This is a genomic window from Psychrobacter sp. VH5 (assembly GCF_050572635.1).
Classification (GTDB): Bacteria; Pseudomonadota; Gammaproteobacteria; order Pseudomonadales; family Moraxellaceae; genus Psychrobacter; species Psychrobacter celer.
Genome location: NZ_CP192145.1, coordinates 1,484,154 through 1,508,889 on the forward strand (window position 1 = coordinate 1,484,154; position 24,736 = coordinate 1,508,889).

A 24,736-nucleotide genomic window follows, 5' to 3' on the forward strand; every position below is an offset into this window, starting at 1 on the left:
AAAATCTTAGATAAAAGTTTGATAAAGCCCTTGACCCTAAATTTGTTTTATTGCTATAGTCAATAACGATACAAAATAAATCATTTTAAATTAATTGTTAATCCAATAAAAACTTTTGGTTTTTTATCCCTTTTAAGTATAACTAGACACCTCGACAAGGTCGTCTCGCAGACAAGATAAGGATATCTTATGCACCACGTTCAGCAGCTCATCAATGGTCAGTTTGTAGACTCTACTACCAACGAGTGGATCGATATCACCGATCCTGCTAGCCAAGAGGTCATCGCCAAAGTGCCGCAGACCACGGATGATGAAATCAATCAAGCCGTCGCCGCGGCTCAAACAGCCTTTCAAACATGGCGCAAAACACCCATCACCACGCGCGCACGTATCTTTTTAAAATACCAGCAATTGATTCGCGAGCATATGGATGAGCTGGCAGAGACTTTGACAGCAGAGCAGGGCAAAACCATCGCTGATGCGCGCGGGGATGTGTTCCGCGGTTTAGAAGTGGTCGAGCATGCTGCAGGTATTGCCAACCTACAAATCGGTGATTTTGTCGAAAATGTCGCTTCAGGCGTTGACACTTATAGTATCTGGCAGCCGCTTGGGGTTTGCGCGGGTATCACGCCATTTAACTTCCCAGCGATGATTCCGCTATGGATGTTCCCGATGGCGATTGCCACGGGCAACACTTTTATCCTAAAGCCATCTGAGCAAGACCCGATGGTGACCATGCGTCTGGTAGAGCTGGCTATCGAAGCGGGTGTCCCTGAAGGCGTGCTAAACGTCGTACATGGTGGCAAAGCCACAGTTGATGCCATCTGTGATCATCCAGATATCAAAGCGGTATCGTTTGTCGGCTCTAGCGCTGTGGGTAAGCATGTCTATGAACGTGCTAGCCAATCAGGCAAGCGTGCTCAGTGTATGATGGGTGCAAAAAACCACGGCGTTATCTTGCCAGATGCCAATAAAGAGCAAACGCTCAATCAGCTAGCGGGCGCAGCCTTTGGGGCAGCAGGTCAACGCTGTATGGCGCTATCTGTCGTGGTGCTGGTCGGTGCGGCAGGCGAGTGGATCGATGATATAAAGGCTAAAGCTGAGAGCCTAGTGGTATCTGCTGGTAAAAACGATAAGGATTTGGGGCCACTGATTTCTCCTGCGGCAAAAGCACGCGTTGAGCATCTCATCGGTACAGGGGTAGAAGAAGGGGCGAGCTTGCTGCTTGATGGTCGTGGTATCACGGTTGAAGGGTTTGAAAAAGGCAACTTTGTAGGACCGACTATCTTTGATAATGTCACAAGCGGCATGCAAATCTATAAAGAAGAGATCTTTGGCCCTGTGCTGTGTATCATGCGCGCCGATAGCTTAGATGAGGCGATTGAGCTACTCAATGCCAACCCGCATGGCAACGGCACTGCTATCTTTACCCAATCAGGGGCCGCAGCACATAAGTTCCAGCAAGACGTGCAGGTCGGGCAGATCGGCATTAACTTGCCAATTCCTGTGCCACTACCGATGTTCTCATTCTCAGGCTCACGTGCCAGTAAACTCGGTGATTTGGGTCCTTATGGCAAACAAGCGGTGCAGTTTTATACCCAAACCAAGACGGTCACAGCGCGCTGGTTTGATGACGAGGCCAGCCGCGGGGTCAATACCACTATTTCGATATAATGCCTTAGTTTGTGTCATTGCGGTATAGTGTCTATAGTTAGCTGAATGTAAAACTGTTATGGATTTAAACGCGCTACTGGTATAAATGTTACTTGCGTGCTGCGTACCCAGAGGCTGCGCAACCTACATTTAAAAACAGCATCCCAGTAGCGCTATGACATTTTTAGAGTGTATCGACTATATCTTGCTGGTTGTCGCCATGTGTGTTTTTGCCATACAAGCATGTGTCGATGACGTTATACCGCTGTTATACTGTATAACCCGACACTTTATGACCGTTGCTTTATGACCGACACGGTATCAATCATACCGTTAACCGACGTTAAAACAGGCACGGCTGACCCATTTTTACTCTATTTGTAATGCATGCACAAGGATGACCCCATGGATTTTTCATTGACCGACGACCAGATCGCCTTTCGCCAAACCGCCAAACAGTTTGCTCAAAAAGAGCTCAAACCAAACGCCGCTGAGTGGGACCGCACCTCACATTTCCCAGTCGATGTCATCAAAAAAACCGGCGAGCTTGGTTTTTTGGGGCTGTATACCAATCCAGAGTATGACGGCCTTGGGTTACCGCGCTTAGACTCCGCCATGGTGTTTGAGGAGCTGGCATGGGGCGATACCGCGGTCGCCGCTTATATGAGTATTCATAATATGGCAGGCTGGATGATCGGTGAGTATGGCAGCGATACTCTGTGTAAAAAATATCTACCAAAGATGGTCAGTGGTGAGTGGCTGGGCAGTTATTGCTTGACCGAGCCCAATGCCGGCTCGGATGCGGCTTCACTACGCAGTAAAGCCGACAAGCAGGACGACTATTATGTGTTAAATGGCGAAAAGACCTTTATCTCGGGCGCAGGCGCGACCGATGTACTGGTCGTCATGGCACGAACAGGCGCCGCCGGACCCAAAGGTATATCAGCGTTTGTCGTCGATGCCCATAGCGATGGCATTGAGTACGGCAAAAACGAGCACAAAATGGGCTGGAAAGCACAGCCCACACGCACCATCAGCTTTAAAAATGTCAAAGTCCCAGCCGAAAATCTAATCGGCGAGGAAGGCCAAGGTTTTCGTATTGCGATGAAAGGCTTGGACGGTGGACGTATCAATATCGGTATCTGTGCGGTCGGTACAGCGCAGTCGGCGCTTGAGACCGCGACCAATTATGTGCAAGAGCGTAGCCAGTTTGGCAGTCCGATTGCCAGTCTGCAGTCGGTGCAATTCAAGCTTGCTGATATGTTGACCCAGACCATTACCGCACGGCAAATGCTGTATCTGGCGGCCAACAAAGTCGACAATCAAGACAGCCAAGCATCGACCTATTGTGCGATGGCAAAACGTCTGTCTACCGATCTTTGCTTTGATGTGGCCAACCAAGCACTACAACTGCATGGTGGCTATGGCTATCTCAATGAGTATCCGCTTGAGCGTCACGTGCGAGACTTGCGCGTCCATCAGATATTAGAAGGCACCAATGAGATCATGCGCGTGATCGTCTCGCGTCAGCTGATGCACGATGATGCGCTGAGCCAGCTACGCTAATCTTGGTATTCAGTGTTTATGGCGTGTCTTCATTTCAAAAATAGTGATAAAAATAAAGGATTACTTATGACGGATTACACCAATCTCAACCTAGCTATTGATGGTCACATCGCCACCGTGACACTAAATAATCCACCTGCTCATACGTGGACGATGGATAGTCTGCCCGCGCTCAAGCAGTTGGTGACGGATCTTAATGCCAATGATGAGGTATATGCCCTAATCATTCATGGCGATGGTGAAAAGTTCTTTTCAGCAGGGGCGGACCTAAATAATTTCTCAGACGGTGACAAAGGCCGAGCCATCAGCATGGCCATTGCTTTTGGCGAAGCGTTTGAAGCCTTATCTGCTTATCGCGGCGTTAGTATTGCAGTCATCAACGGCTACGCTATGGGCGGCGGGCTTGAGTGCGCGCTGGCCTGTGACATCCGTATCGCAGAAGCACACGCCCAGATGGCACTACCAGAGACAGGTGTGGGATTATTACCTTGTGCTGGTGGTACACAAAATCTGCCGATGCTGGTGGGTGAAGGCTGGGCCAAGCGTATGATATTGTGCGGCGAACGCGTCGATGCCGAGACGGCCTTGCGTATCGGCTTGGTTGAGGAAGTTGTGGACAAAGGCGCAGGACTACAAGCAGCACAAGCGTTGGCAAAAAAAGCCGCCAAACAGTCTCCTGTTGCCGTTAGTTATTCTAAAGCGCTTATCCAAGCAGCTAGACATAACCCGCCTGCGCAAAACCTCATCCATGAGCGCGAAGCATTTGTAAAGCTGTTTGATACCGAAGATCAGCGCGAAGGCGTGCAAGCATTTTTAGAAAAACGTCAGCCAACTTGGCAAAATAAATAAATACCCAAGACTGTCTTGATAAAACGCCCTAATATTCATTTTACTTTTTGTAGGTCTTTTATGACAACCTCAACAGATAACAATAATCAAAACGCTGCTACGCCTGCCGCGCCAGTATTGTTTGATACTGAACAGACAGACTGTGGTCATCTCATTGGCATTATGACGCTTAACACACCAAAATCTCTCAACGCCCTAAGTGTCGAGATGTGTCAATTGTTGGCTGCGCAATTAGAGCAGTGGGAGTGTGACGAGCAAGTAGTGGCGTTGGTGCTCAAGGGCGCAGGCGACAAGGCGTTTTGTGCAGGTGGTGATATTCGCAAGCTATATGACAGCATGTCAGAGTCTGCACCACTACCTAACCCTTATGCGACAGAGTTTTTTGGTCATGAGTACCGTCTCTATCGGCAGATGCATTTTTATTCCAAGCCGCTGATACTCTGGGGCGATGGCATCATTATGGGCGGCGGTATGGGGCTGATGGCAGGATGTAGCCACCGTGTGGTCACTGAGCGTACGCGCTTTGCCATGCCTGAGGTGACCATTGGGCTGTTCCCTGATGCCTCTGGTAGTTGGTTTTGCAGCGTATACCCGCCAAGATGGGATTGTTTTTAGGCCTGACTGGGGCGATGTGTAATGGCAACGATGCCATCTTGTCCAATCTAGCTGAGTATGCCGTGAGCAGCGGTGATTATGATGCCATCTTACAACGTCTCAAACAAAGCGATTGGCAGCAAGCCGCCGACCGTAGAGACACCAGTCATCAGCGCCAGCATGACAGCGCGCACGATATCGTCAGCCGTGCACTGGCGGCGCAGCCTGTCACTGAGTTGCCCGCTAGCAAACTGGCCACCTATTGGCATGCCATTGGACAGTTAATGAATAGCGGCGGATTGAGTGACATTGATGCCATCTTGCAAAGCGACGCGGCGTTGGAGAAGTTAGATGCCGACTTTGCGCAAGACAGCTGGACGCAGCGCGCTGTTGCTACTTATCGAGCAGGCTGCCCTGTGACGGTGGCGTTGACTTACGCACTGTATCATCAAGTTGCAGACCTATCGCTTGAGCAGGTCTTGTACCTAGAAACCAATGTCGCTGTACACTGCGCTGCCAACCCTGATTTCAAAGAAGGCGTACGGGCGCTGCTGATTGACAAAGACCGTAACCCTAATTGGTCGCGTTCATTGGCAGACTGTCTCAGCGCCGATGGACAGGCATACATTTATCAGCATTTCACCAATCCTTATGCGGCAGGCGAGCACCCACTGGAAGGCTGGCTGGGCAGTGAGGCTTTGGGGAGTCAGATTATCAATAACTAACAGTCTACTAAAAGTAAGAGCAGATATGCCTAGGCAGCCGAGCAGGCGCTACTGGCAATAACATAAAAAATCAATCATCAAGGAGTGATGAGATGGGTATGAAGGACACAAATACCAAAAATACAGCAAATACAGCAAAGAGTGCCGAGGCAAAACCAACGATTGCCTTTATTGGTCTTGGTAATATGGGCGCACCGATGGCAGAAAACCTATTAAAGGCAGGCTATCCGCTATCAGTATATGACTTATCTGCAGAAGCATGCGAGCGCCTGCAGCAAGCAGGTGCCAGCGTCGCTACCAGCCCAAAAGAGGCGGCGAGCAATGCGAATGTTGTGATTAGTATGTTGCCAGCGGGCAAGCACGTTCATTCTGTCTATCTAGGTGAGAATGGATCTGATGGCTTGCTAGCAGAGCTGCCCAAGGGCACACTGGTCATCGATAGTAGTACCATCGCTGCCGCTGACGCCAGATTGGTAGCAGACGCCGCAACTGGTCTTGGTATAGACTTTTTAGATGCGCCCGTCTCTGGCGGTACAGGCGGTGCTATCGCTGGTAGTTTGACTTTCATCGTTGGCGGTAATGCCGACGCATTTGCCAAAGCGGAGCCGATACTGGCGGTGATGGGCAAAAACATCTTTCATGCAGGCGAGCATGGAGCAGGACAGGTCGCCAAAATTTGTAATAATATGCTCTTAGGTATCTTGATGGCAGGGACGGCAGAGGCCATCAATCTAGGCGTAAAAAACGGCCTCGATGCCAAAGTATTGTCTGACATCATGCTACAAAGCTCTGGGCGAAACTGGACGCTGGAGGTTTATAACCCTTATCCTCAGGTGTTAGAAAACGTGCCTTCGAGCAAGGGCTACAAAGGCGGCTTTATGAGTAAGCTGATGCAAAAAGACCTCAATCTTGCCATGCAAACTGCCAAAGATACCGCGGTCGAGACACCGATGGGTGCCAAGGCGACAGAGCTCTACGACGATCACGCGCGCGAAAATGGCGATAAAGATTTTTCTAGTATCATGGGGCGTCATGACCATTCGGTGCTGTCTTAAAGTGCCTAATTCTTGAATTGCTTAGTCTTTGAAATATCTAGTCTTTGAAATATCTGTCTCGAACGCACAAAGCTACTAAAGGCACTCTTCTCAAAGCAAAAAAGGTCTGCGCTATCACAGATAGCGCAGACCTTTTGGTTATAAAATTCTGCTTAGTTTTGTAGCTCATAGACCAAAGTCTGAATATCCTGAGCGGCTGTCTGCAGGCGCGGCACATGCGTCATCAGATCGTCTAATGACACGCGTATAGTCGGCGCATGCAAGTACAAAGAGGCCAGATAACGTGACTTCTTATCTAATACAGGCACAGACACCGCCACCATCTCCGAGATAAACTCTTCGTTGTCGATACCGACCCCTGTCTCAGCGATTTTATCCAGCTCTTGATTGAGCGCATCGATATCTGTGATGGTGTTTTTGGTAAATTTATCCAAAGGCAAGCCTTTCAATATCTTGTTACGGCTGGTGGTAGAGAGCTGGCTCAGATACAGCTTACCTGTTGCTGTACACCACATCGGAGACTTGACGCCCACAGGCAGATAAATCTGCAAAGGTAGTGAGGTCTGCGCGCGGTTGGTATAGAGCATATTCATGTGATAAGGAATCGCAATCCCGCAAGTCTCTTCGATCTCCTCGACCAGCTTATGCAAAATCATCTGCCGCTCATTAAAAAACTGGCGCTGCTGCCACAGCTCAACGCTCAAATTGCGCACTCGCTTGCCAGGTATGATGCCGCCGCCGATATCAACAGTGACAAACCCCTCATCCACCAGATTTTGAATCAAACGATGGATGGTCGGTTTTGGAATGTCCAGCTCTTGCGATAGCTCAAGTGGAGAGAGCGGCTTAGAAGCATAAGACACCGCTTCTATAATCTCTAACACACGGGTAATCGACGATACTTTAGGCATATAAATGGCTCGATAATAATAAAAGAGGAGAAAGCGCAGTCGCTTGCAACGCGTTAATAATTATAACAAAAAATCATAAACCTGAGGCTTTGTAACTGGATTATTACTGTCTCTAATTTAGCACAATATAACGCTTAGACAAACGTTAGTCGTGGTATAACAAGACATTTATGTCGTTTATTTTCCTAACTGATTTTTTTGTCCAAAAACACCCCTAGATACGTCAACTCACAAAACACAACAATCTGTAGTAATAAGCTATATAACTGTTATTGAAGCTGAGACGTCAGTAAGCGATGATAATGACATATTTTGTAATATCCTTACATGAGTATTAAGTCACTTAAAAATCATGTCTACGCTGTTGAATCACTTTGAGAGCGTTGTGTAACAGAAAGTTGAAGTTTTGCCGGTTGATGTAGCAATTATTACAATACCTATGCAATCTTTACATAATGGCAAATAAAAAGCGCGTCTGTAGGGGTGACTTTTTGAGCCAAAATTGTTTTAATCTGCTCAACAAAATGATGGATTTAAAAAGAACTAAATTGTCATTTTTTTTGGGCGAGTTATTCCACACTTTAGGAGAGTATTTATGAAACTTATTAAACTAACAGCAATTTCTGCTGCCGTTTTGGCTTCAACTGCTGCACTAGCAGCTGAGCCAGTTGTCGTTGTTGATGACAACACAGCTGTCGCTTATGAAGCAGAGCCAGTTGCGGTGGCTTATGAAGCAGAGCCAGTCGCTGTCGCTGCAGAACCTGCTTATGCATACAATGCTGATGCTGGTGTGGTACGTAACACCACTGGCGCCGTCGTTGGTGGTACTAAGACTTTCTTCCAAACAGCTATCAACCCAGCTGCTGTCAGTGCTGAAGTTGGTACACTAGGTTATGGTGCCAATATCGCTTGGGGTTTGAATGAAAAAACTGAACTACAAGCTGGTTGGGCAGGTGGTGATGTTGCTGACCTATTTGGCGGCGACTTTGATGCAAACGATGTAAACTATGATGTAGACTCTGACTTTAGTAACCCATACCTAGGCGTACAATTACGTCCTACTGGCAATTGGTTCACTATGGGTGCTGGTATCATCGTACCGGATAACGATATCGATGTAACTGCGAATCCAGAAGGTGGCTTTTATAAAATCAACGATACAAAATATGATGCAGAATCTGTTGGAGCATTACAAGGTACTATGGAGCATCGTAACAAATTAGCGCCTTATGCGACTATTGGTTTCCGCCCAAATATTACCAATAACTTTGGTCTATTCGGTGAAATCGGTGCTGCATACATGGGTAAAACTGATGCAACTGTAACTGCAAGTAATACTAGCGGTGGCCCAATTTTTATCCAAGATGGTAACGGTGACAGAGTTGAAGTAGCGGGCGAAACTGCTCAGGGTGTTGCTAATATGGCAGAACAAGAGCTAGAAGATAAAGACTACTTAGAGTGGATGCCAATCGTAAAAGTTGGTGCAACTTACCGCTTCTAATTTAATCACAGTCTAATGGCTGTTATTAAATAAACAAAAAACGATCCTATTTATTAGGGTCGTTTTTTTGTGCGCTGAGTAATAACAAGTAGTAACAAGTAGTAAGATGACTAGCGATTAAATAGAGGACATGTTACGCCTTAGATGTTGGCTGGAGATCCTCATCAAAACACAATTACAATATGCTGCCTAGGAATGATGGCGATACGGCACCCTGTTTTTCTATCCATCACAGTCATCAGATGATGATCGTCTATCACGCTGTCTATCAAATCCTCAATCAGATAAGCGTAGTCGATACCCAGCCCTTGCGCGAGGGTGTATTGATATACCTTGATATAGCTTTCTTTTATTTGCCATAGCCGCTTTGCGATTGCGTCACGCTGCCATGCAGGTAGCCGTTGCAATACCGCCTTTTCTTTATCGGCATAAAAGCGCCGAACCACCTGCCAAGCTACCTCATTTGCTTCTATATCGATGCCAGCAGGACGATGCTGGCTGAGAATGACGGCCACCTGATTGTATAGACAGCTCGTTGGTTGAGTGTTGCTATTATCAGTATCGTCTGTATTTTTTGCGCCTGTATGGCTAAAGCATACGTAGTATTTGCTACGAGCAAGCTGATAAGGAAAGGCTGACTCATCTAAGGTGTCGTCTATCTGTAGCTTGGTGAGTAGCTGTTGTAACAACAGCCGTACGCCTTGCCGCTGTAGTTGGCGCTGCTGCTGCGCCCGATCAGGTGCTGATATGTCTGCAGACGCATGGCAATACTGCCATTGCTGGGTATCATCTATATGGGTGTTTAGGTCGTATCGGCTTAGATAGGGCGGTTTATTGATATGCTTATGGGCAAGGGTGTTGACATGCGCAGTGGCACACCATGTCGTAGGCCCAAGCCTCACAATATGAGTTTGTGTCAAGTATAAGGGCATAGGTGTAGCCGCAGGTTTTATGTAGGAGTAGGAAGTATAAAGCCCAGCAACGTGATATTGCTGGGCCTTTTAGTATTACGCTGACGATTGGTAATACGAGCGTACGGGATTTGTCTTAATAAGACAGCTCCGCGCGGCGGTTTTGCGCATAGGCGGCTTCGGTGGTGCCAGCGGCGGCAGGGCGCTCTTCACCGTAGCTGATGATGCGGATATTGTTGACCGCGACACCTTGAGCGGCCAGATAGTCACGCGCTGCTTGGGCGCGGCGCTCGCCTAGCGCCATGTTATACTCGCGGCTACCACGCTCATCGGTATGACCAGCAATCACTACGCCAGCGGTTGGGTTTGAGCGTAGCAAGCTTGCGTGTTGATTGAGGACATTGGCCGCTTGTGCGGTGATTTCACTGCTATCGAAGGCAAAGTAAACAACGGCTTGCAGGTTGTCTGCGCCAGTGACGACGGTGCTGGCGTTGTCTACGATGACGGCACCATTATAGCCCGTTTGACCGCCTGGGATACCTAGCGGGGCAACCACAACTTCAGAGGTGGCGCGTTTGGTCGCACAGCCTGTAGTGATTGCGATAGCGCTTGACAATACAGCGAGAACTGCAAGCTTAGAAAAACGAATTGACATGATGAGCTCCTAAAATTTTTAATTAACGTTGTTGTTGTAAACTGCTTCGATAAAACTCAGGCAATTACTACTTATCATATATTCAGTGTTACTTTATGTAAGTAGTATTACTGTAAATAACTCGAGAATTTACAATCAGATATGCTCTTTTGTTATATATATAGCCGTTTTGATAAATGCTCTGATATCGAGGCAGAAAAACAAACTACCAGCGGTGCTTGTCCCAGTTTTCAGGGTTTGCCCAGTAGTCGGCATTGAGCCAGTTAGGCAGCTGTTTGTAGTCATACAGATTAAATTGCCACAGTGTCGCTGACCCAAGAGCATGGGCGGCGGCAGGCATCTGGGTCATATCGGCACCTGATAGGTCGGTATCTTCTGTCAAAATAGAAGTCTGTAATATATCAAACGGGGTAAATCCGTAGGGTTGTAAGTCGATATTGTGCTCAAGGGCGATGAGTAGATGGGCGGCGTATAGGTCGCGATAGCGCATGAGTAATGGGATATACTGCTGTAGCTGCTCTGCTGATAGCGTCGGCAGCCAAAAACACACCAGCTCATACCGCTCAGATACTGGCTGTTGGTTGAGCGCCAGTAAGGTCGATGAGGCAAGTTTGTCAGCGGGCTGTGTGGTATCGCTGGCTTGAAAAACAGCATGGTTGGTAAGCGCGGTATTTAATAACGCTAGCGTGTTTTGTCTTCGGTTACCCACAGTAGATCGGGCAGTAGCTCGGGCTTATCGTCAACTTTATGTTTGGTACTTTTGCTGTCTGATTGAGTGTTTGTCTGCGCATCAGTTTCCTGTGCTAGAGTGGGCAATAGCGCATCGATATAAGCTATTAATAAAGGTAGCGTCACCTCTGCGCGACGCGTGGGTTGCTTTGTCATATGATAGGCCGTTTCTCAAATGGTAATCGTCAGTGCCTTTATTAAATCATTTTGGTATGCATTATCCAATGTAAAATTGAGGCCTGACGACTAAACTTACTATTTTTACCAAAGCCAGCTATCTGACTGACTTATTTAAATTTGACTATAAGCCACGGATTATCAGCGCCACAATCTAGGGAGCTGCTCTTGAAATTTGGTGATTTAGGCCAATGTAGCTAAAAAATAAACAGCTAAACCACGTAAAAAACCTAAAAAACTTAAAATCTAACACAGGGCTTTTAGGTGTTAAGGTTAGGGCGTGTCTTCAATTCACTCGATAGTTATCTAAATGGGCTAACAATGGCCAAATTTTGCCAAACACCGTCAAATAGCGGGTTTATATCCCGATATTAACGGCGCGATTTTCCTTGTTTGACCGCAATTTATCTCATTTTTATCACCATTTTTGAAATAAAGACACGCGCTAGGAATTTTAATCACACGTATTTTTATAAATAACAATAGGAACCTCCATGTCTACTGCTGAAACAGATACCCAAATTATCAACCCTGAAATGCCTGATGTGCCACCGCAAGTACCCAGCAAAATCAATCTAAAAGACTATCAAAAGCCAAGCTTTGCTGTCGAAACGGTCGATTTGGATATCAAGCTATATGAAGACCACGCGCAGGTAGCTAGCACGCTACAGATGGTGCGCCAAAGTGCAGGGGATCTTGTGCTATTTGGTGAGGATTTGGCGCTACTGGCAATCACTATGAACGGCGAGTCATTGCCCTCCGAGCGCTATCAACATAGGGCAGGCAAACTGACGATAGCAGATGCCCCTGATGACGTTACTTTAGAGATACAAGTGCGCATCTGTCCGCAGACCAACACAGCGCTTGAGGGGCTATATATGGCGGGCAGTGGCGACGATACCATGTTTGTCACTCAGTGCGAGCCTGAGGGGTTTCGTAAGATCACTTTTTATCCAGATCGTCCTGATGTGCTGGCGGTATTTACCACGCGCTTGGAGGCGGATAAACGTTATCCAACGCTGCTGGCCAATGGTAATTTGGTAGAGGCGGGCGACGTCAGTGGTACAGCAGACCGTCATTATGCCATCTGGCATGACCCGACCAACAAGCCAAGCTATTTGTTTGCTTGCGTCATCGCTGATTTGGATGTGCTGACGGATTCATATACCACCAGTGAAGGGCGCGAGGTGAGGCTTGAGCTTTATGCCAAGTCTGCCGATATCGATAAGTGTGATGTCGGTATGCAAGCGCTAAAAGACGCCATGCGCTGGGACGAGGTCAACTATGGCCGCGCTTATGATTTAGACCGTTATATGATCGTCGCTGTCAGTCAATTTAATATGGGCGCGATGGAAAACAAGGGCCTAAATATCTTTAATACCGCTTGTGTGCTATCTAGTCCTGAGACGACTACAGATGCGCGCAGTTTTAGTGTCAAATCTATCATCGCCCACGAGTATTTTCATAACTGGACGGGCAACCGCATTACCTGCCGTGATTGGTTTCAGCTGTGTCTAAAAGAAGGCCTTACAGTGTACCGTGATCAGTCGTTTTCTGCCGATCAGCAATCGAGCGCGGTACAGCGTATCGATGATGTGGCCACCTTACGCGCGCATCAGTTTGCTGAGGATGCAGGGCCGCTTGCGCATCCTGTGCGCCCTGAGAGTTTTGTTGAGATTAATAATTTTTATACGACGACTGTCTATGAAAAAGGCGCTGAAATCGTGCGTATGATTGCCAATACGCTAGGGCCAGTCAACTTCCGAAAAGGGACAGATGAGTATTTTCGCCGTTATGATGGGCAAGCGGTGACGGTGGAGGACTTCTTATCTGCGCTCAGTATTACCGATAGCAAAATTGAGGACTTTATCGACTGGTATCGCCAGCCTGGTACGCCTGTGGTGACAGGGCACCAAAGCTATGACAGCGACACGCAGACGTTGACCATTACGTTGAGTCAAAAAACTCGCCATGTCGCAGGTTTTGATGCGCCAAAGCCTCTGCCGATACCTGTAGCGACGGCACTGTTTGATCGAAATACTGGCAATATCGTCGCCGAGCGTATGTTGCTGCTTGATCAAGAAACACAAGCCTTCGTCTTTGAAAATGTGACCAGCGAGCCTGTGGTATCGCTATTACGTGACTTTAGTGCCCCTGTGCAGCTCAACTATGCTTATCAAGATGCTGATTTGGCGTTTTTACTTGAGCACGAGACCAATGGTTTTAACCGCTGGCAAGTGACGCAGATGCTGGTCAATCGTATCTTACTACAAAACAAAGGCGAGAAAAGTAGCCCAGATATTTATCTGCATGCACTGGCGCAGACATTGCCTGTGCTTGCCGCCGAGGATGCGATGCTGGCGGCACGCTTACTGGATATTCCATCCGCGCAGGAGCTGGCATCTGCCATTCCGCAGGACTATGACCCAGAGGCGATCAAAGCGCAGCGTGAAGGTTTATATCAACAGCTGGCTTTGGCATTAAAAGATGAGTGGGCAAAGCTTTATAAGCAGCTACCCATACAGGCGTATCAAGACAGTGCCGATGCTCGCGGCAGACGTGCGCTGCGTAATGTGGTACTCGATATGGCAGTGACCGCCAACGTTGATGGGGCTGCTGAATGGGCGCAGCAGCAATATGACAATGCCAGCTGTATGACAGAGCGTTTTGGCGCGTTAAAGGTCATGGTCAATTATCAATTGGCAAAAGCTGATGACTATCTAGCAGATTTTTATGAGCGCTTCCAAGACAATGATTTGGTCATTGACTTGTGGTTTAGTGTGCAGGCGTCTGCCGATACGGTCACCCCTGACGCCATCACTGCATTGCTTACCCACAAGGACTTTGATTGGAATACGCCCAACCGTGTCCGCTCGGTTGTCGGTGCTTTTGCCTCGCAGCCTACCGTACTCTGGACAGCTGATGGACTGGATATCTATACTGGTGTCATCAAAAAGCTGGATACTGCCAATCCAGTATTGGCATCGCGCTTATTACAAGTGCTGGCGCGCTGGAACACTTTGGCTGAGCCGCGCCGTCAGATGGCGTATGAACAGCTGCTTGATTTACAAAAGCAGGTATCGTCTAAGCATGTACTTGAGAGTTTAGAGAGTGTGCTTGGGTCTGCAGGTGAGTAGGATAGGATATAGTCGATGCACTCTAAAAAGCGCGTTTAAATTTATATAACAGTTTTATTTTCAACTGACTATCATAAAAAGCCCGCCCGATATGCGTATCGGGCGGGCTTTTTTAGCGTATCACAGTATCAATGCTGGGCGTGCTAGCTAGACGATAGCTCTTTGCATTGAGAGTTAGCGATTTGGCAAGACGTCTTTGACCATATCACGCAGCTTGTATAGAGCTGTGACCGTACTGTCCCAATCCAAGCAGCCGTCGGTGATAGATTTGCCATACTCAAGCTGGCTTAAGTCGGCGGTCAGCTTTTGATTGCCGCCTTTAAGGTGACTTTCGATCATCATACCGATGATGGATTTGTTGCCGTTTTGGATTTGTTCGGCGACGTTCGCGATGACCATTGGTTGTAGATATGGGTCTTTACCTGAATTGGCATGGCTTGAGTCAATCATGATTTTGCCATTGGCTTTGCCATTGGCCAGTGCGTTTTCGGCTTGTGCTACCGCCGTTTCATCATAATTTGGTTTGCCATTACCACCGCGCAATACCACGTGAGCGTAAGGGTTGCCTTTTGATTTGATGATAGAGACTTTGCCATCTGCTGATAGACCTAAGAAACTATGGCCTTCTTTGACCGCTTGCATGGCGTTGACCGCGACTGTCATTCCGCCGTCGGTGCCGTTTTTGAAGCCCACTGGACAAGACAAACCTGAGCTCATCTCACGGTGGGTCTGGCTTTCGGTGGTACGCGCACCAATGGCTGACCAGCTGATCAAATCCTGCATGTATTGCGGCGTATTTGGGTCCAAGGCCTCGGTAGCACACGGCAAGCCTTTTTCGTTGAGATCTAACAAAAGCTTACGCGCCGTACGCAAGCCTTTTTCGATATCAAAGCTGTCATTCATGTCAGGGTCGTTGATCATGCCTTTCCAGCCCACCGTTGTACGGGGTTTTTCAAAATAGACACGCATCACCACAAATATGCTATCTTCGATCTCTTTTGCCAATACCGCCAAACGATCGGCGTATTCGTGAGCGGCTTTAATATCGTGAATAGAGCAGGGGCCGACGACCACAAACAAGCGCTTGTCTTTACCGTCCAAGATATCTTGGATAGTGTTGCGACCTTTTAGGACGGTATTATAAGCTTTGTCTGACAAAGGCAGCTCAGCTTTTAGCTCAGCGGGAGTGATCAAAGGAATGAATTTTTCAATATTCACGTCGTCAATATCTGCATTATGGGTAACTGGTGTTGTCATGGTTATATATCGTCTAGCTGATTTATAGGGATATTCATTATGCGGACAAAAGCGCTGGTTGACAAGGGCAATCATATAGTTAATTAACTGATAACTGGAATGAGGAAACCAAAATCCAGTTATCATTGTGACGCCTGCGTTGGATATAAAAACAGGCGGCGCGTGGTTTTTGGGAGTCAATTTAGCTATTTTGGCCGTCGTCACGTATGATGGCAGCGTCAATGAGCATCGTTATTAGCGTTATCAGGCCTTATGACCACTGACATGTGTTATATTTTATAATTGTTTTTATCGTACCTTTATCATCTTCATATCGAGAGCTTGTCATGACAGATTTTGCTACCCTTAACCACGCCCTTGGTGTGACGCCAGACGCAGCGGTACAGACGCTTGAGAGTCAAAGCACGGCTGAGCTTTTGGTACCTAAGCCAAACGCGGGTTCACTGGTCATCGGTATCGTCGCAGGTGAGGTGTCAGGTGATAGCTTGGGTGCCGACTTTATGCAGCAGATGAACAATCTGCGCGATGATATTGTTTGGGTCGGTGTCGGCGGCGCCAAGATGCAAGCACAAGGATTACAAAGCATCTTTGCATTAGAGCGATTGGCTGTCATGGGGCTGGTTGAGGTCATGGCACAACTGCCAGATTTGCTAAAGGCACGCCGTGAGTTATTAGTAGCGTTTCAAAACGCTGCTATCGACTGGTTTATTGGTATCGATGCGCCTGATTTTAATCTGCGGGTCGCAAAAAAACTAAAGCCCAAAGGGATTTTTTGTGTTCAGTATGTCAGCCCTTCTATTTGGGCATGGCGTGAGTCGCGTATCCATAATATCAAAGCAGCCACCGATTTGGTGCTGTGCTTGTTTCCGTTTGAGTTGCCAGTCTATGAGCGTCATAACCACCCAGCAGTCTGTGTCGGTCATCCGCTGTTACGCACCATAGATCAAGAGCTGCTCGCGACACCTATCAATCAGCGCCGCAGTGAGCTGGTCTGGCACAATGATGGCTTACAGCAGTTTTTTATTGATCGTTTTGATGAAGTCAGCCAGCTCATTTGCGTGATGCCAGGGTCACGGCGCGGGGAGATTACCGCCATCTTGCCTTTGATGCTCGATGGTATTCAAAAATTGATATTACTGGACCCAAAACTGTGTTTTATCATCCCTACTGTGGATCAAAACCATCAATATATCGTGCAGGATGTCATCGATAAACGCTCAGAGCAGCTGCGCGCCGCTATTGTGGTGGTCTACGATGATAGCCAGCCAGCCTTTAGTCAGCAAGCGATGGCAGCAGCCGATGTGGTGATGCTAGCTTCAGGCACCGCGACACTAGAGGCAATGCTGCTTGAGCGACCGATGGTGGTGATTTATCAGTTAAATCAGCTGACCTATCAAATCGCCAAGCGTCTGGTAAAAGTGCCTTATGTGGCGTTGCCCAATATCCTAGCAGATGCCGCGATAGTGCCTGAACTGATACAAGAGCAGGCGAGTGGGGACAATATCTGCCGTACGGTGATGCGTTTATTACAGCCACGTGCCTATGCCGAGCAAATGAGCGATCTGCTTACCACCAAACAGCTATTACAGCAGCAGAGCAACCATGAGCCGGCAAACAGCGTCATCGAGCAATGGTATAAGCAAAACCATCAGCAATAACACATGTCATCTGTGCCTTATGGCAGCATTGTTATGACAAAATACTAAAAATCATGCTAAAAACGATACTAAGAACAATGCTAAAACCCACGCTAAAGACAATGCTAAAGGCAATGTCACCAAGTCCAACTTTCACCCCTCAAAAAAAGATATAGCAGTGTTATGAGTAACCCATCTAGTAGTGCCCAGCCTTTGATACCAATTGATATACGTATTGAGCAAGTCGATATCAAAGGTCAGTATATTCAACTAGCAGCGCCCATTCATTTGTCTGGTCAACTACATACCTCGGAGCTACAAAGCCAATATGGGCAGACGACAAAGGACGCGGTCTTGCCACTACAGATAGGTGTCGATGAAGCTGGCCGCGGGCCTTTGCTAGGCTCTGTCAATGTCGCCGCGGCGCTATTACCTGACGCGTGGTCGGGGCTCATAGAAGCGCAGCCGCTAAAGGATACCCCGCTGTCTGTACTGACCGACTCCAAGCAGTTAAGTGAAAAAAAGCGTGACAGGCTCTACCCCTTGGTGCAGCAGTATGCGGCTGGGTATATCATCGCGGAGATACCGGCCGCCGTCATCGACCAAATCAATATTTTGCAGGCGACGATGCTCGGTATGCGTTTGTGTACCGAGGAGCTGCTACAAGCAGTTGCCGCCCATTTGACCGCTGTCGGTCATCGCTCTATCGAAGTGCTAATCGATGGCAATCGCTGCCCTGATTTAGACGTTAGTAAGCTTGCCAAGGCAGGTATAGCGCCCGCTATGCTCGACTGTCAAGCATGGGTCAAGGGCGATGGCCGTCATACTAGTATCGCCGCGGCCAGTATATTGGCAAAGGTGAGCCGTGATAAGGCCATGTATGAATTAGACGCGCAGTATCCTGAATATGGCATCGCCAAACACAAAGGCTATCCAACGCGCGCTCATATGGCAGCCGTTGCGACGCTTGGCGTGTTGCCAGAGCATAGGCGCAGCTTTGCCCCTATAAGAAAGGCGCTGGAGAGCGAATGCTAAACGCCGACTATGCTGGTTATGTTAGGGCGTGTTGCACATTCAACCATGGCACTGACAGCGAGTATTTTTTAGGCGATTCTAAGGTAATTAATTTACGTTTTGTAAGTTTTAATGATTTTATTTGATGAGGTATACTTTTTTATTTTTATTACTGATAAAAATGATGAGCAAAAGTTCATTGACTGTATTACAATATAGATACAATCGAATAATCGCTGTGCTATCAATGATAAAGGTCAGTATGCCGACCTTCGTAGCGATTGTATTGATCTATATATGAGCGGCGACTGATAGGATAAAAAATGCCTTTTAATACATCATCAATGAATATTGCGACGGCGTTTTTTTTAACGCTTTTTTTGAGCGCTTGTGGCGGTGGCAGCGACGCTAGTAATCGTGATAGCCATTCTAGCACTAAGCCTGTTAATAAAGAAAAAATCGATCAAGCCGACGAGGGTAGCCAAGCACCAATCGACAGCAGCGCGCGCTCTCATAACGCAAAAGCGGCTTTGACAGCCAGTAATACCTTTAGTCTGGCGCGTACCAGCTGCGGCCTTAGCGGTTTGTCTGTTGATCCTGCATTAGATGATATTGCTATCGATCATGCCAACTATATCAGATATGTATTTGCCAACAGCTCACCAACAGTATTTAACCCTCATTATGAAAGTGAGATGACAGACATTGCGGAAGTGACAGGTAGTAACAATCCGTTTTTTAAGGGTCGTGACTTTTCAGATCGCCTATTGGCCGCTGACTATCAAAACGCTAGATATAGTGCTACAGAAAACATTGCCCATTCTATCTACTATAGCTCAGTGGGGGAGTTGGCCGCTGCCGAGGTGGTAGCAGGGTTGATGGCCAAATCCCTGTTGGCCGCGCCTTATCATTTGCGCTCTTTGATGGTACCCAAATCCAGCCTAACTGGTACAAGCGTGGTCACCTATCAGCCCTATGGCCGCACAAGTCGCAATAGCCAAGGCTATGTACTGGTCACTCATGCCTCAGCCACAAAGGCAACCCAAGATCGCACGGTCGCTGGCATCTTTACCTATCCTTGTCAGGGAGTGAGCGGCACGGCGACAGCATTATATAATGAGACACCAGACCCTGTGAAGCATACGGGCCGCGATTTGCGCATAAACCCTATCGGGCAGCCTATCTATATTAATGTGCCATCGGCTGAGACGATTGAGGTTAGTAATGTCAAATTTTATGATACCCAGCGCAATATAGAGGTGCCTATTGAGCTGCTGGATTATCGTCAAGACCCGTACAAAAACACAGTATATGCCCTGCCAGCGAATGAAGCCTTTATCTTGCCAATGACCGATGATTTAAAAAGCTGTGAGATTGCACGCCGGCAAGATCAAAGCCAGCAGTGCGGACTCTATGGCAATACTGAATATCGTGTCAGCTATGAGGTGTTGATTGATAATAAAATCTTACAGCAGCAGTCGTTTAGTTTTACCACAGGTGAAGTGAACTACTAGGAGATGCTTTGTCGAACGCCGCGCCATAAAAGAAGGGCTGAATCAAATTGCTGATCCAGCCCTTCTTCTAAGAAGCGAAAAGACTTAGAACGATGAGTTTGGTTGTTCTAAAAAGGCTTCTTCTGCCGCTGTCGACTCTCGGTCCAATATGTCGTTACGGTGCGGATAGCGGCTAAACTGCTCGATAATATCTTTATGACGGTGCTCAAAGTCGAGTGTCGTCGCGTCATCTAACTGCTCAAAGAGCGGCAAGTAGCGCTCATGAATCATCAAAGATTCAGAGTGCATAAATGGCATAATCATAAATTTTCGCCACTGCGCGGGGAGGGTATCGAAATGTGGTTGTTGAATGGCTTCTTGCGCCAATACCAGTGCCATGCCATCTTGTGCAAAGGCATTGGCTTGCCCGCGGCACAGATTGCGCGAAAACTGATCGAGCACAATAATCTCAGCCAAACGTCCTGCTAGAGCAGTGATGGAGCTGTTGCTATCTGCTGCGGCGTTGGCGATACGCCAGGTGAAACATTCGCCTTGTTTGGCGGCTTGCCAAATCTTACCAAATTTTTCTTTTATTTTTTGATCAAAGGCATCGTTTTTTTCAAACCAATACGCCTCATTGTCTTTATCAAACCAAAAATCTAAAACCGCCCGCGCATCGGCATCCAGATGCGCTAAATTGATATTTTTGGTTCAAGCTGAGATAAACTGGCTTGGCTCGCTGCACTGGAATAATCGGTTGATAATGACATAAGATATTCTAATTATAGTGAATTTAGTCTACTATAGCGCAATTATTTATGTCTGTCATGATGCCAACCGCAGCGATTAGGTAACCACTTATGAATGTTGAAAACACTGTAATAACCTCTGATTTATCCTCTCTACCTACGCCTTATTATTTGCTCGATGAAGCGGCAATCGTTGCCAATATGCAGATTATCGCACGTCTGTGTGAGTTGTCTGGTGCCAAGGCTTTGCTTGCGCTCAAGTGTTTTGCCACGTGGGGCGTGTTTGATGTGATGCAGCCTTATTTGCATGGTACGACTTCATCGTCACTCAATGAAGTGCGTTTGGGCTATGAGACTTTTGGTAATAACCGTGATGCCAATAACAGTGATAAAAAAGAAACCCATGCCTATAGTGTCGCCTATAGTTTGGATGAAATCGACGAAGTATTAAGCTACGCGGACAAGATTATTTTTAACTCCATCTCGCAGTTGCATGCCTTTAAAGATAAAGCGCATGCACAGGACATTCCAGTCGGGCTACGCTTAAACCCAAAAACCAGTAATTCGTCGTTTATCATCGCTGATCCTGCCCGTCCTTTTAGCCGTCTTGGTGAGCATGACAAAGATAAGATTGCAGCGGTGCTTGGTGATATCACAGGGGTCATGATTCATAACAACTGTGAAAACGATAGCTTTGAGGCGTTTAGCGCAAGCTTGGCTGATATCGAAGACAGGTTTGGTGATATTTTAGCGCAGCTTGAGTGGGTGAGTTTGGGCGGCGGTATTCACTTTATCGCACCTAGTTATCCGCTAGAAAAATTAGCCGACAGACTAAAAGGCTTTAGTGAAAAATACGGCGTCCAAGTTTATCTTGAGCCAGGTGAGGCGAGTATTCATGGCGCTGGCACGCTGGTTACGACAGTGCTGGATACCATGCACAATGACAAAAACCTCGCCGTCGTCGATGCCTCGATCGAGGCGCATATGCTTGATTTGCTGATTTATCGCGAGTCTGCGCCAATCACTTCTGTCAATGCAGAGTCAGTGGAGGTGATGCCTGTCGATCAGGCGCAACAAGAGGCTGCTGACAATACTATTATCTATGGACGCTCCTGTTTGGCAGGCGATATCTTTGGCGAGTATGCTTTGGCGCATGAGCTGCAAGTGGGCGACACCGTTGCGTTTGGTAATGCGGCAGGCTATACCATGGTTAAGAAAAACTGGTTTAATGGTGTCAATATGCCAGCGATTGTGATTCGACGTCTAGATGGCAGTATTGATGTGCAGCGCGAATTTGATTATCAAGATTACAAAGCCAGCTTGTCTTAGTAGCAGGCTTCGTTGTTAAAGTTAAGTTATTAAAAACAAAGACTTAAGGGTAAGGGTTCAAACTTTAAATTCATTGGTTCTTTCTACATTATTTTTATCGACAACCGAATAAAAATTGTTATAATCGCGTCGAACAAAGTGCCTACAAAAAGGGCGCTTTGTTTGACGGGTGCGTGGGTTTTCCTCGGTCTTCCTTTTTAATTCACGCATATCATTCACTCGTTTCTGTTTTGCATAGCCAGTATCGATGGTATCGGCAGGGACACAAAGGAGGATTGTTCATTGAACACAAATCAAACCAAAGCTAGTAAAAACGTACTCATTATTGGCGCAGGCGGTGTCGCGCAAGTGGTCGCGCATAAATGTGCGATGCACAACGATGTGCTGGGCGAGATTCATATTGCCTCACGTACCAAAGATAAGTGTGATGCTATCGCTAAAAGCGTCGAGGACAAAGGCAGCTTTAAGCAAGCGGCAGTCTTGCATACCCATCAAGTCGATGCCATGGACAGCCAGACTGTCGTTGATCTTATCAACGATACCGGTATTCAAATCCTAATCAATGTCGGCTCGGCATTTATCAATATGACGGTGTTAGAAGCTTGTATTGAGACGGGCGCGGCTTATATTGACACAGCTATCCATGAAGATCCACGCAAGATTTGTGAAACGCCGCCATGGTATGACAACTACGAATGGAAGCGTAAGCAGCGCTGTGCCGACAATAATATCACGGCGATTTTGGGTGCAGGGTTTGATCCAGGTATGGTCAATGCCTACGCGCGTCTGGGCTATGACATGATGGATAAAGGTTCAGTGACCGATATCGACATTATCGATATCAATGCCGGTAGCCACGGTAAGTACTTTGCCACCAACTTCGACCCTGAGATTAATTTCCGTGAGTTTACCGGTACGGTGTACTCTTGGCAGGACAGCAAATGGCAGTCGAATAAGATGTTTGAAGTCAAGCGTACCGACGATTTGCCAGTCGTTGGCGAGCAAAACAGCTACTTGAGTGGACATGACGAGATTCATTCTTTATCAGCCAACCTAGACGTGCCAAACATTCGTTTTTGGATGGGCTTTGGCGAGCACTATATCAATGTCTTTACCGTGCTCCAAAACTTAGGTCTATTGTCTGAGCAGCCAGTCACGACCGCTGAAGGCCAAGAAGTGATTCCGCTAAAGGTGGTCAAAGCAGTACTACCAGACCCAAGCTCGCTTGCGCCAAACTATACCGGCAAGACTTGCATCGGTGATAAGGTCAAAGGTAAAATCAATGGCGTCGATACTGAGGTGTTTATTTATAATGTCTCAGACCATAAAGACGCCTACAATGAAGTTGGTAGCCAAGGTATCTCTTATACCGCAGGCGTACCACCTGTTGCTGCTGCGATACTGGTCGCAACTGGAGAATGGGACGCGGGCAAGATGGTCAATGTCGAAGAGCTGGATGCCAAGCCATTTATCAATCTACTCAATAAGATTGGCTTGCCAACGCGTATTCAAGACTCCAATGGTGATAGAGCATTAGAGTTCGATATTTAGTCAGTAAGGTTATTTAATAGAAAGCCTATCTTTTTTAGATAGGCTTTTTTTATGCTTAATTTTACAAGATAGTAGCAGCGCTGATACTGATATCTACTATTATCTGTCGTTTTAGAGCAATGGCTTACGCTTCACTAGGGTTGTACTTTCTCAGCGCCGCAATACGATCATCCAGCGTTGGGTGTGAGCGGAAAAGGTTTGCAACACTAAAGCCTGTAGACTGCCCAGACGCGATAGCAAAGGCTTTCATGCTCTCAGGCATCTGGTCTGGACGCTGCTCAGCAGGACGCAGGGCATCCAGTGCGCTGATCATTTTTCGCGGCTGGCAAGTTTGGCGCCCATCTCATCAGCACGAAACTCGCGCAGGCGTGAGAACCACATCACGATGGCAGATGCCAAAAATCCTAGCAAGATATCCATCACGATACTGGTGACAAAGTAGCCAATACCAGGGCCATCGCCTTCATTTTTAAACACAGTGCGATCGACGAAATTACCGATAATACGCGCAAAGAACATCACAAAGGCGTTTATCACCCCTTGAATGAGCGCAAGTGTGACCATATCGCCATTGGCCACATGACCAATCTCATGCGCCAATACGGCCTCGACTTCATCTGCAGTCATACTCTGGAGTAGACCCGATGAGACGGCAACCAGCGCTTTGTTTTTATTCCAGCCTGTGGCAAACGCATTGGGCTGCGAGTTGTTAAAAATACCCACTTCAGGCATATCGATATTGACCGCGCGCGCTTGTTTGGCGACCGTATCTATCAGCCATTGCTCAGTGGCATTGCTTGGTGCCTCAATGACTACCGTCCCTGTCGATTTTTTTGCCATCCATTTGGAGATAAATAGCGACACCATCGACCCGACCATGCCGTAGACACCGCACATAATGGCTAGGCTGGCATAGTTTATCCCGCCTGCGCTATGTACGCCACCAACCCCAAAAAATCGGGACAAAATCCCAAACACGATGCTAAATACTACGATCACCGCTAAGTTGGTTAATAAAAACAATCCAATACGCATCATGACGCTAAATTCCTCATAAAAATTCGACCACAGTCTTAGGCGCGACCCTGCGACTGCGATAACAGCTAAAACAAACAGCAGACAATTATAACCTGCTAAATATAATATGGCAGGCAATAATGCATGTATTCGTCAGTGCTTACTTACGGAGTCATCTTGATTTGCTATAATGGGCCACAGGCTGATAAGTTAGCACGGCAAACGA

Annotated in this window: 18 protein-coding genes and 2 pseudogenes; 12 read left to right on the plus strand and 8 right to left on the minus strand. The window is 47.3% G+C overall.

The window, feature by feature from the left end; genetic code table 11:
• The first annotated feature begins 189 nt into the window (after nucleotides 1–189).
• From ACNFVB_RS06315 to mmsB, 5 genes and pseudogenes are all read left to right on the plus strand, one after another.
• Nucleotides 190–1,674: a CoA-acylating methylmalonate-semialdehyde dehydrogenase gene (locus tag ACNFVB_RS06315; protein ID WP_430736907.1), complete on the plus strand. Its 1,485-nt coding sequence runs from the start codon at nucleotides 190–192 to the stop codon at nucleotides 1,672–1,674.
• A 384-nt stretch (nucleotides 1,675–2,058) separates the two neighbouring features.
• Nucleotides 2,059–3,219 carry an acyl-CoA dehydrogenase family protein gene (locus ACNFVB_RS06320; RefSeq protein ID WP_198336889.1) on the plus strand — a complete coding sequence of 387 codons (1,161 nt, stop codon included), beginning with the start codon at nucleotides 2,059–2,061 and terminating at the stop codon, nucleotides 3,217–3,219.
• Between the two features lie 66 nt (nucleotides 3,220–3,285).
• Complete coding sequence (locus ACNFVB_RS06325) at nucleotides 3,286–4,068, plus strand: enoyl-CoA hydratase (protein ID WP_274632703.1); 783 nt, start codon at nucleotides 3,286–3,288, stop codon at nucleotides 4,066–4,068.
• Nucleotides 4,069–4,128: 60 nt separating this feature from the next.
• Nucleotides 4,129–5,387, plus strand: a pseudogene (locus ACNFVB_RS06330) (enoyl-CoA hydratase/isomerase family protein).
• 92 nt (nucleotides 5,388–5,479) lie between these two features.
• Nucleotides 5,480–6,442 carry a 3-hydroxyisobutyrate dehydrogenase gene (gene mmsB / locus ACNFVB_RS06335; protein ID WP_430736908.1) on the plus strand — a complete coding sequence of 321 codons (963 nt, stop codon included), beginning with the start codon at nucleotides 5,480–5,482 and terminating at the stop codon, nucleotides 6,440–6,442.
• A gap of 152 nt (nucleotides 6,443–6,594) precedes the next feature.
• On the opposite strand, the gene ACNFVB_RS06340 is transcribed toward mmsB, so the two are convergent.
• Nucleotides 6,595–7,353: an IclR family transcriptional regulator gene (locus tag ACNFVB_RS06340; protein WP_288998863.1), complete on the minus strand. Its 759-nt coding sequence runs from the start codon at nucleotides 7,351–7,353 to the stop codon at nucleotides 6,595–6,597.
• Nucleotides 7,354–7,948: 595 nt separating this feature from the next.
• Here ACNFVB_RS06340 and ACNFVB_RS06345 point away from each other — a divergent pair.
• On the plus strand, nucleotides 7,949–8,854 hold the full coding sequence (locus ACNFVB_RS06345; protein ID WP_430736909.1) for a hypothetical protein: 906 nt from the start codon (nucleotides 7,949–7,951) through the stop codon (nucleotides 8,852–8,854).
• Nucleotides 8,855–9,018: 164 nt separating this feature from the next.
• On the opposite strand, the gene ACNFVB_RS06350 is transcribed toward ACNFVB_RS06345, so the two are convergent.
• From ACNFVB_RS06350 to ACNFVB_RS06365, 4 genes are all read right to left on the minus strand, one after another.
• Nucleotides 9,019–9,774, minus strand: a complete 756-nt coding sequence (locus ACNFVB_RS06350; protein WP_430736910.1) for a 4'-phosphopantetheinyl transferase family protein — start codon at nucleotides 9,772–9,774, stop codon at nucleotides 9,019–9,021.
• 127 nt (nucleotides 9,775–9,901) lie between these two features.
• Nucleotides 9,902–10,420, minus strand: a complete 519-nt coding sequence (gene pal, locus ACNFVB_RS06355) for a peptidoglycan-associated lipoprotein Pal (protein ID WP_201586134.1) — start codon at nucleotides 10,418–10,420, stop codon at nucleotides 9,902–9,904.
• A gap of 205 nt (nucleotides 10,421–10,625) precedes the next feature.
• Entirely contained in the window at nucleotides 10,626–11,129 is a 504-nt protein-coding gene (locus ACNFVB_RS06360; protein WP_430736911.1) for a DUF6231 family protein, read from the minus strand.
• Nucleotides 11,102–11,305, minus strand: a complete 204-nt coding sequence (locus tag ACNFVB_RS06365; protein WP_430736912.1) for a hypothetical protein — start codon at nucleotides 11,303–11,305, stop codon at nucleotides 11,102–11,104. The genes ACNFVB_RS06360 and ACNFVB_RS06365 overlap by 28 nt, the downstream gene beginning before the upstream one ends.
• Nucleotides 11,306–11,820: 515 nt before the next feature.
• Here ACNFVB_RS06365 and pepN point away from each other — a divergent pair.
• Complete coding sequence (gene pepN, locus ACNFVB_RS06370; protein WP_430736913.1) at nucleotides 11,821–14,463, plus strand: aminopeptidase N; 2,643 nt, start codon at nucleotides 11,821–11,823, stop codon at nucleotides 14,461–14,463.
• Between the two features lie 174 nt (nucleotides 14,464–14,637).
• Here the strand turns inward: pepN and ACNFVB_RS06375 are convergent, their stop codons facing one another.
• Nucleotides 14,638–15,720: a 3-deoxy-7-phosphoheptulonate synthase gene (locus ACNFVB_RS06375; protein ID WP_430736914.1), complete on the minus strand. Its 1,083-nt coding sequence runs from the start codon at nucleotides 15,718–15,720 to the stop codon at nucleotides 14,638–14,640.
• A 326-nt stretch (nucleotides 15,721–16,046) separates the two neighbouring features.
• Here ACNFVB_RS06375 and lpxB point away from each other — a divergent pair, with 326 nt between their 5' ends.
• The 3 genes from lpxB to ACNFVB_RS06390 all read left to right on the plus strand — a co-directional run bounded on the left by lpxB (nucleotide 16,047) and on the right by ACNFVB_RS06390 (nucleotide 19,885).
• Entirely contained in the window at nucleotides 16,047–17,378 is a 1,332-nt protein-coding gene (lpxB, locus tag ACNFVB_RS06380; RefSeq protein ID WP_430736915.1) for a lipid-A-disaccharide synthase, read from the plus strand.
• A 162-nt stretch (nucleotides 17,379–17,540) separates the two neighbouring features.
• Entirely contained in the window at nucleotides 17,541–18,392 is an 852-nt protein-coding gene (locus ACNFVB_RS06385) for a ribonuclease HII (protein ID WP_430736916.1), read from the plus strand.
• A gap of 302 nt (nucleotides 18,393–18,694) precedes the next feature.
• Nucleotides 18,695–19,885 carry a CAP domain-containing protein gene (locus tag ACNFVB_RS06390; protein WP_430736917.1) on the plus strand — a complete coding sequence of 397 codons (1,191 nt, stop codon included), beginning with the start codon at nucleotides 18,695–18,697 and terminating at the stop codon, nucleotides 19,883–19,885.
• An 84-nt stretch (nucleotides 19,886–19,969) separates the two neighbouring features.
• On the opposite strand, the gene ACNFVB_RS06395 is transcribed toward ACNFVB_RS06390, so the two are convergent.
• Complete coding sequence (locus ACNFVB_RS06395; protein WP_430738479.1) at nucleotides 19,970–20,551, minus strand: DUF924 family protein; 582 nt, start codon at nucleotides 20,549–20,551, stop codon at nucleotides 19,970–19,972.
• Between the two features lie 173 nt (nucleotides 20,552–20,724).
• Between ACNFVB_RS06395 and nspC the strand changes: the two genes are divergently transcribed.
• A complete protein-coding gene (gene nspC / locus ACNFVB_RS06400; RefSeq protein ID WP_201586145.1) occupies nucleotides 20,725–21,942 on the plus strand; it encodes a carboxynorspermidine decarboxylase in 1,218 nt (405 codons plus the stop codon).
• Between the two features lie 282 nt (nucleotides 21,943–22,224).
• The gene (locus tag ACNFVB_RS06405) at nucleotides 22,225–23,493 is read left to right on the plus strand and encodes a saccharopine dehydrogenase NADP-binding domain-containing protein (RefSeq protein WP_430736918.1); all 1,269 of its coding nucleotides are present in this window, start codon (nucleotides 22,225–22,227) and stop codon (nucleotides 23,491–23,493) included.
• A 124-nt stretch (nucleotides 23,494–23,617) separates the two neighbouring features.
• Here ACNFVB_RS06405 and htpX read toward each other — a convergent pair.
• Nucleotides 23,618–24,531 (minus strand): annotated as a pseudogene (gene htpX, locus ACNFVB_RS06410) (protease HtpX).
• Nucleotides 24,532–24,736: the final 205 nt, after the last annotated feature.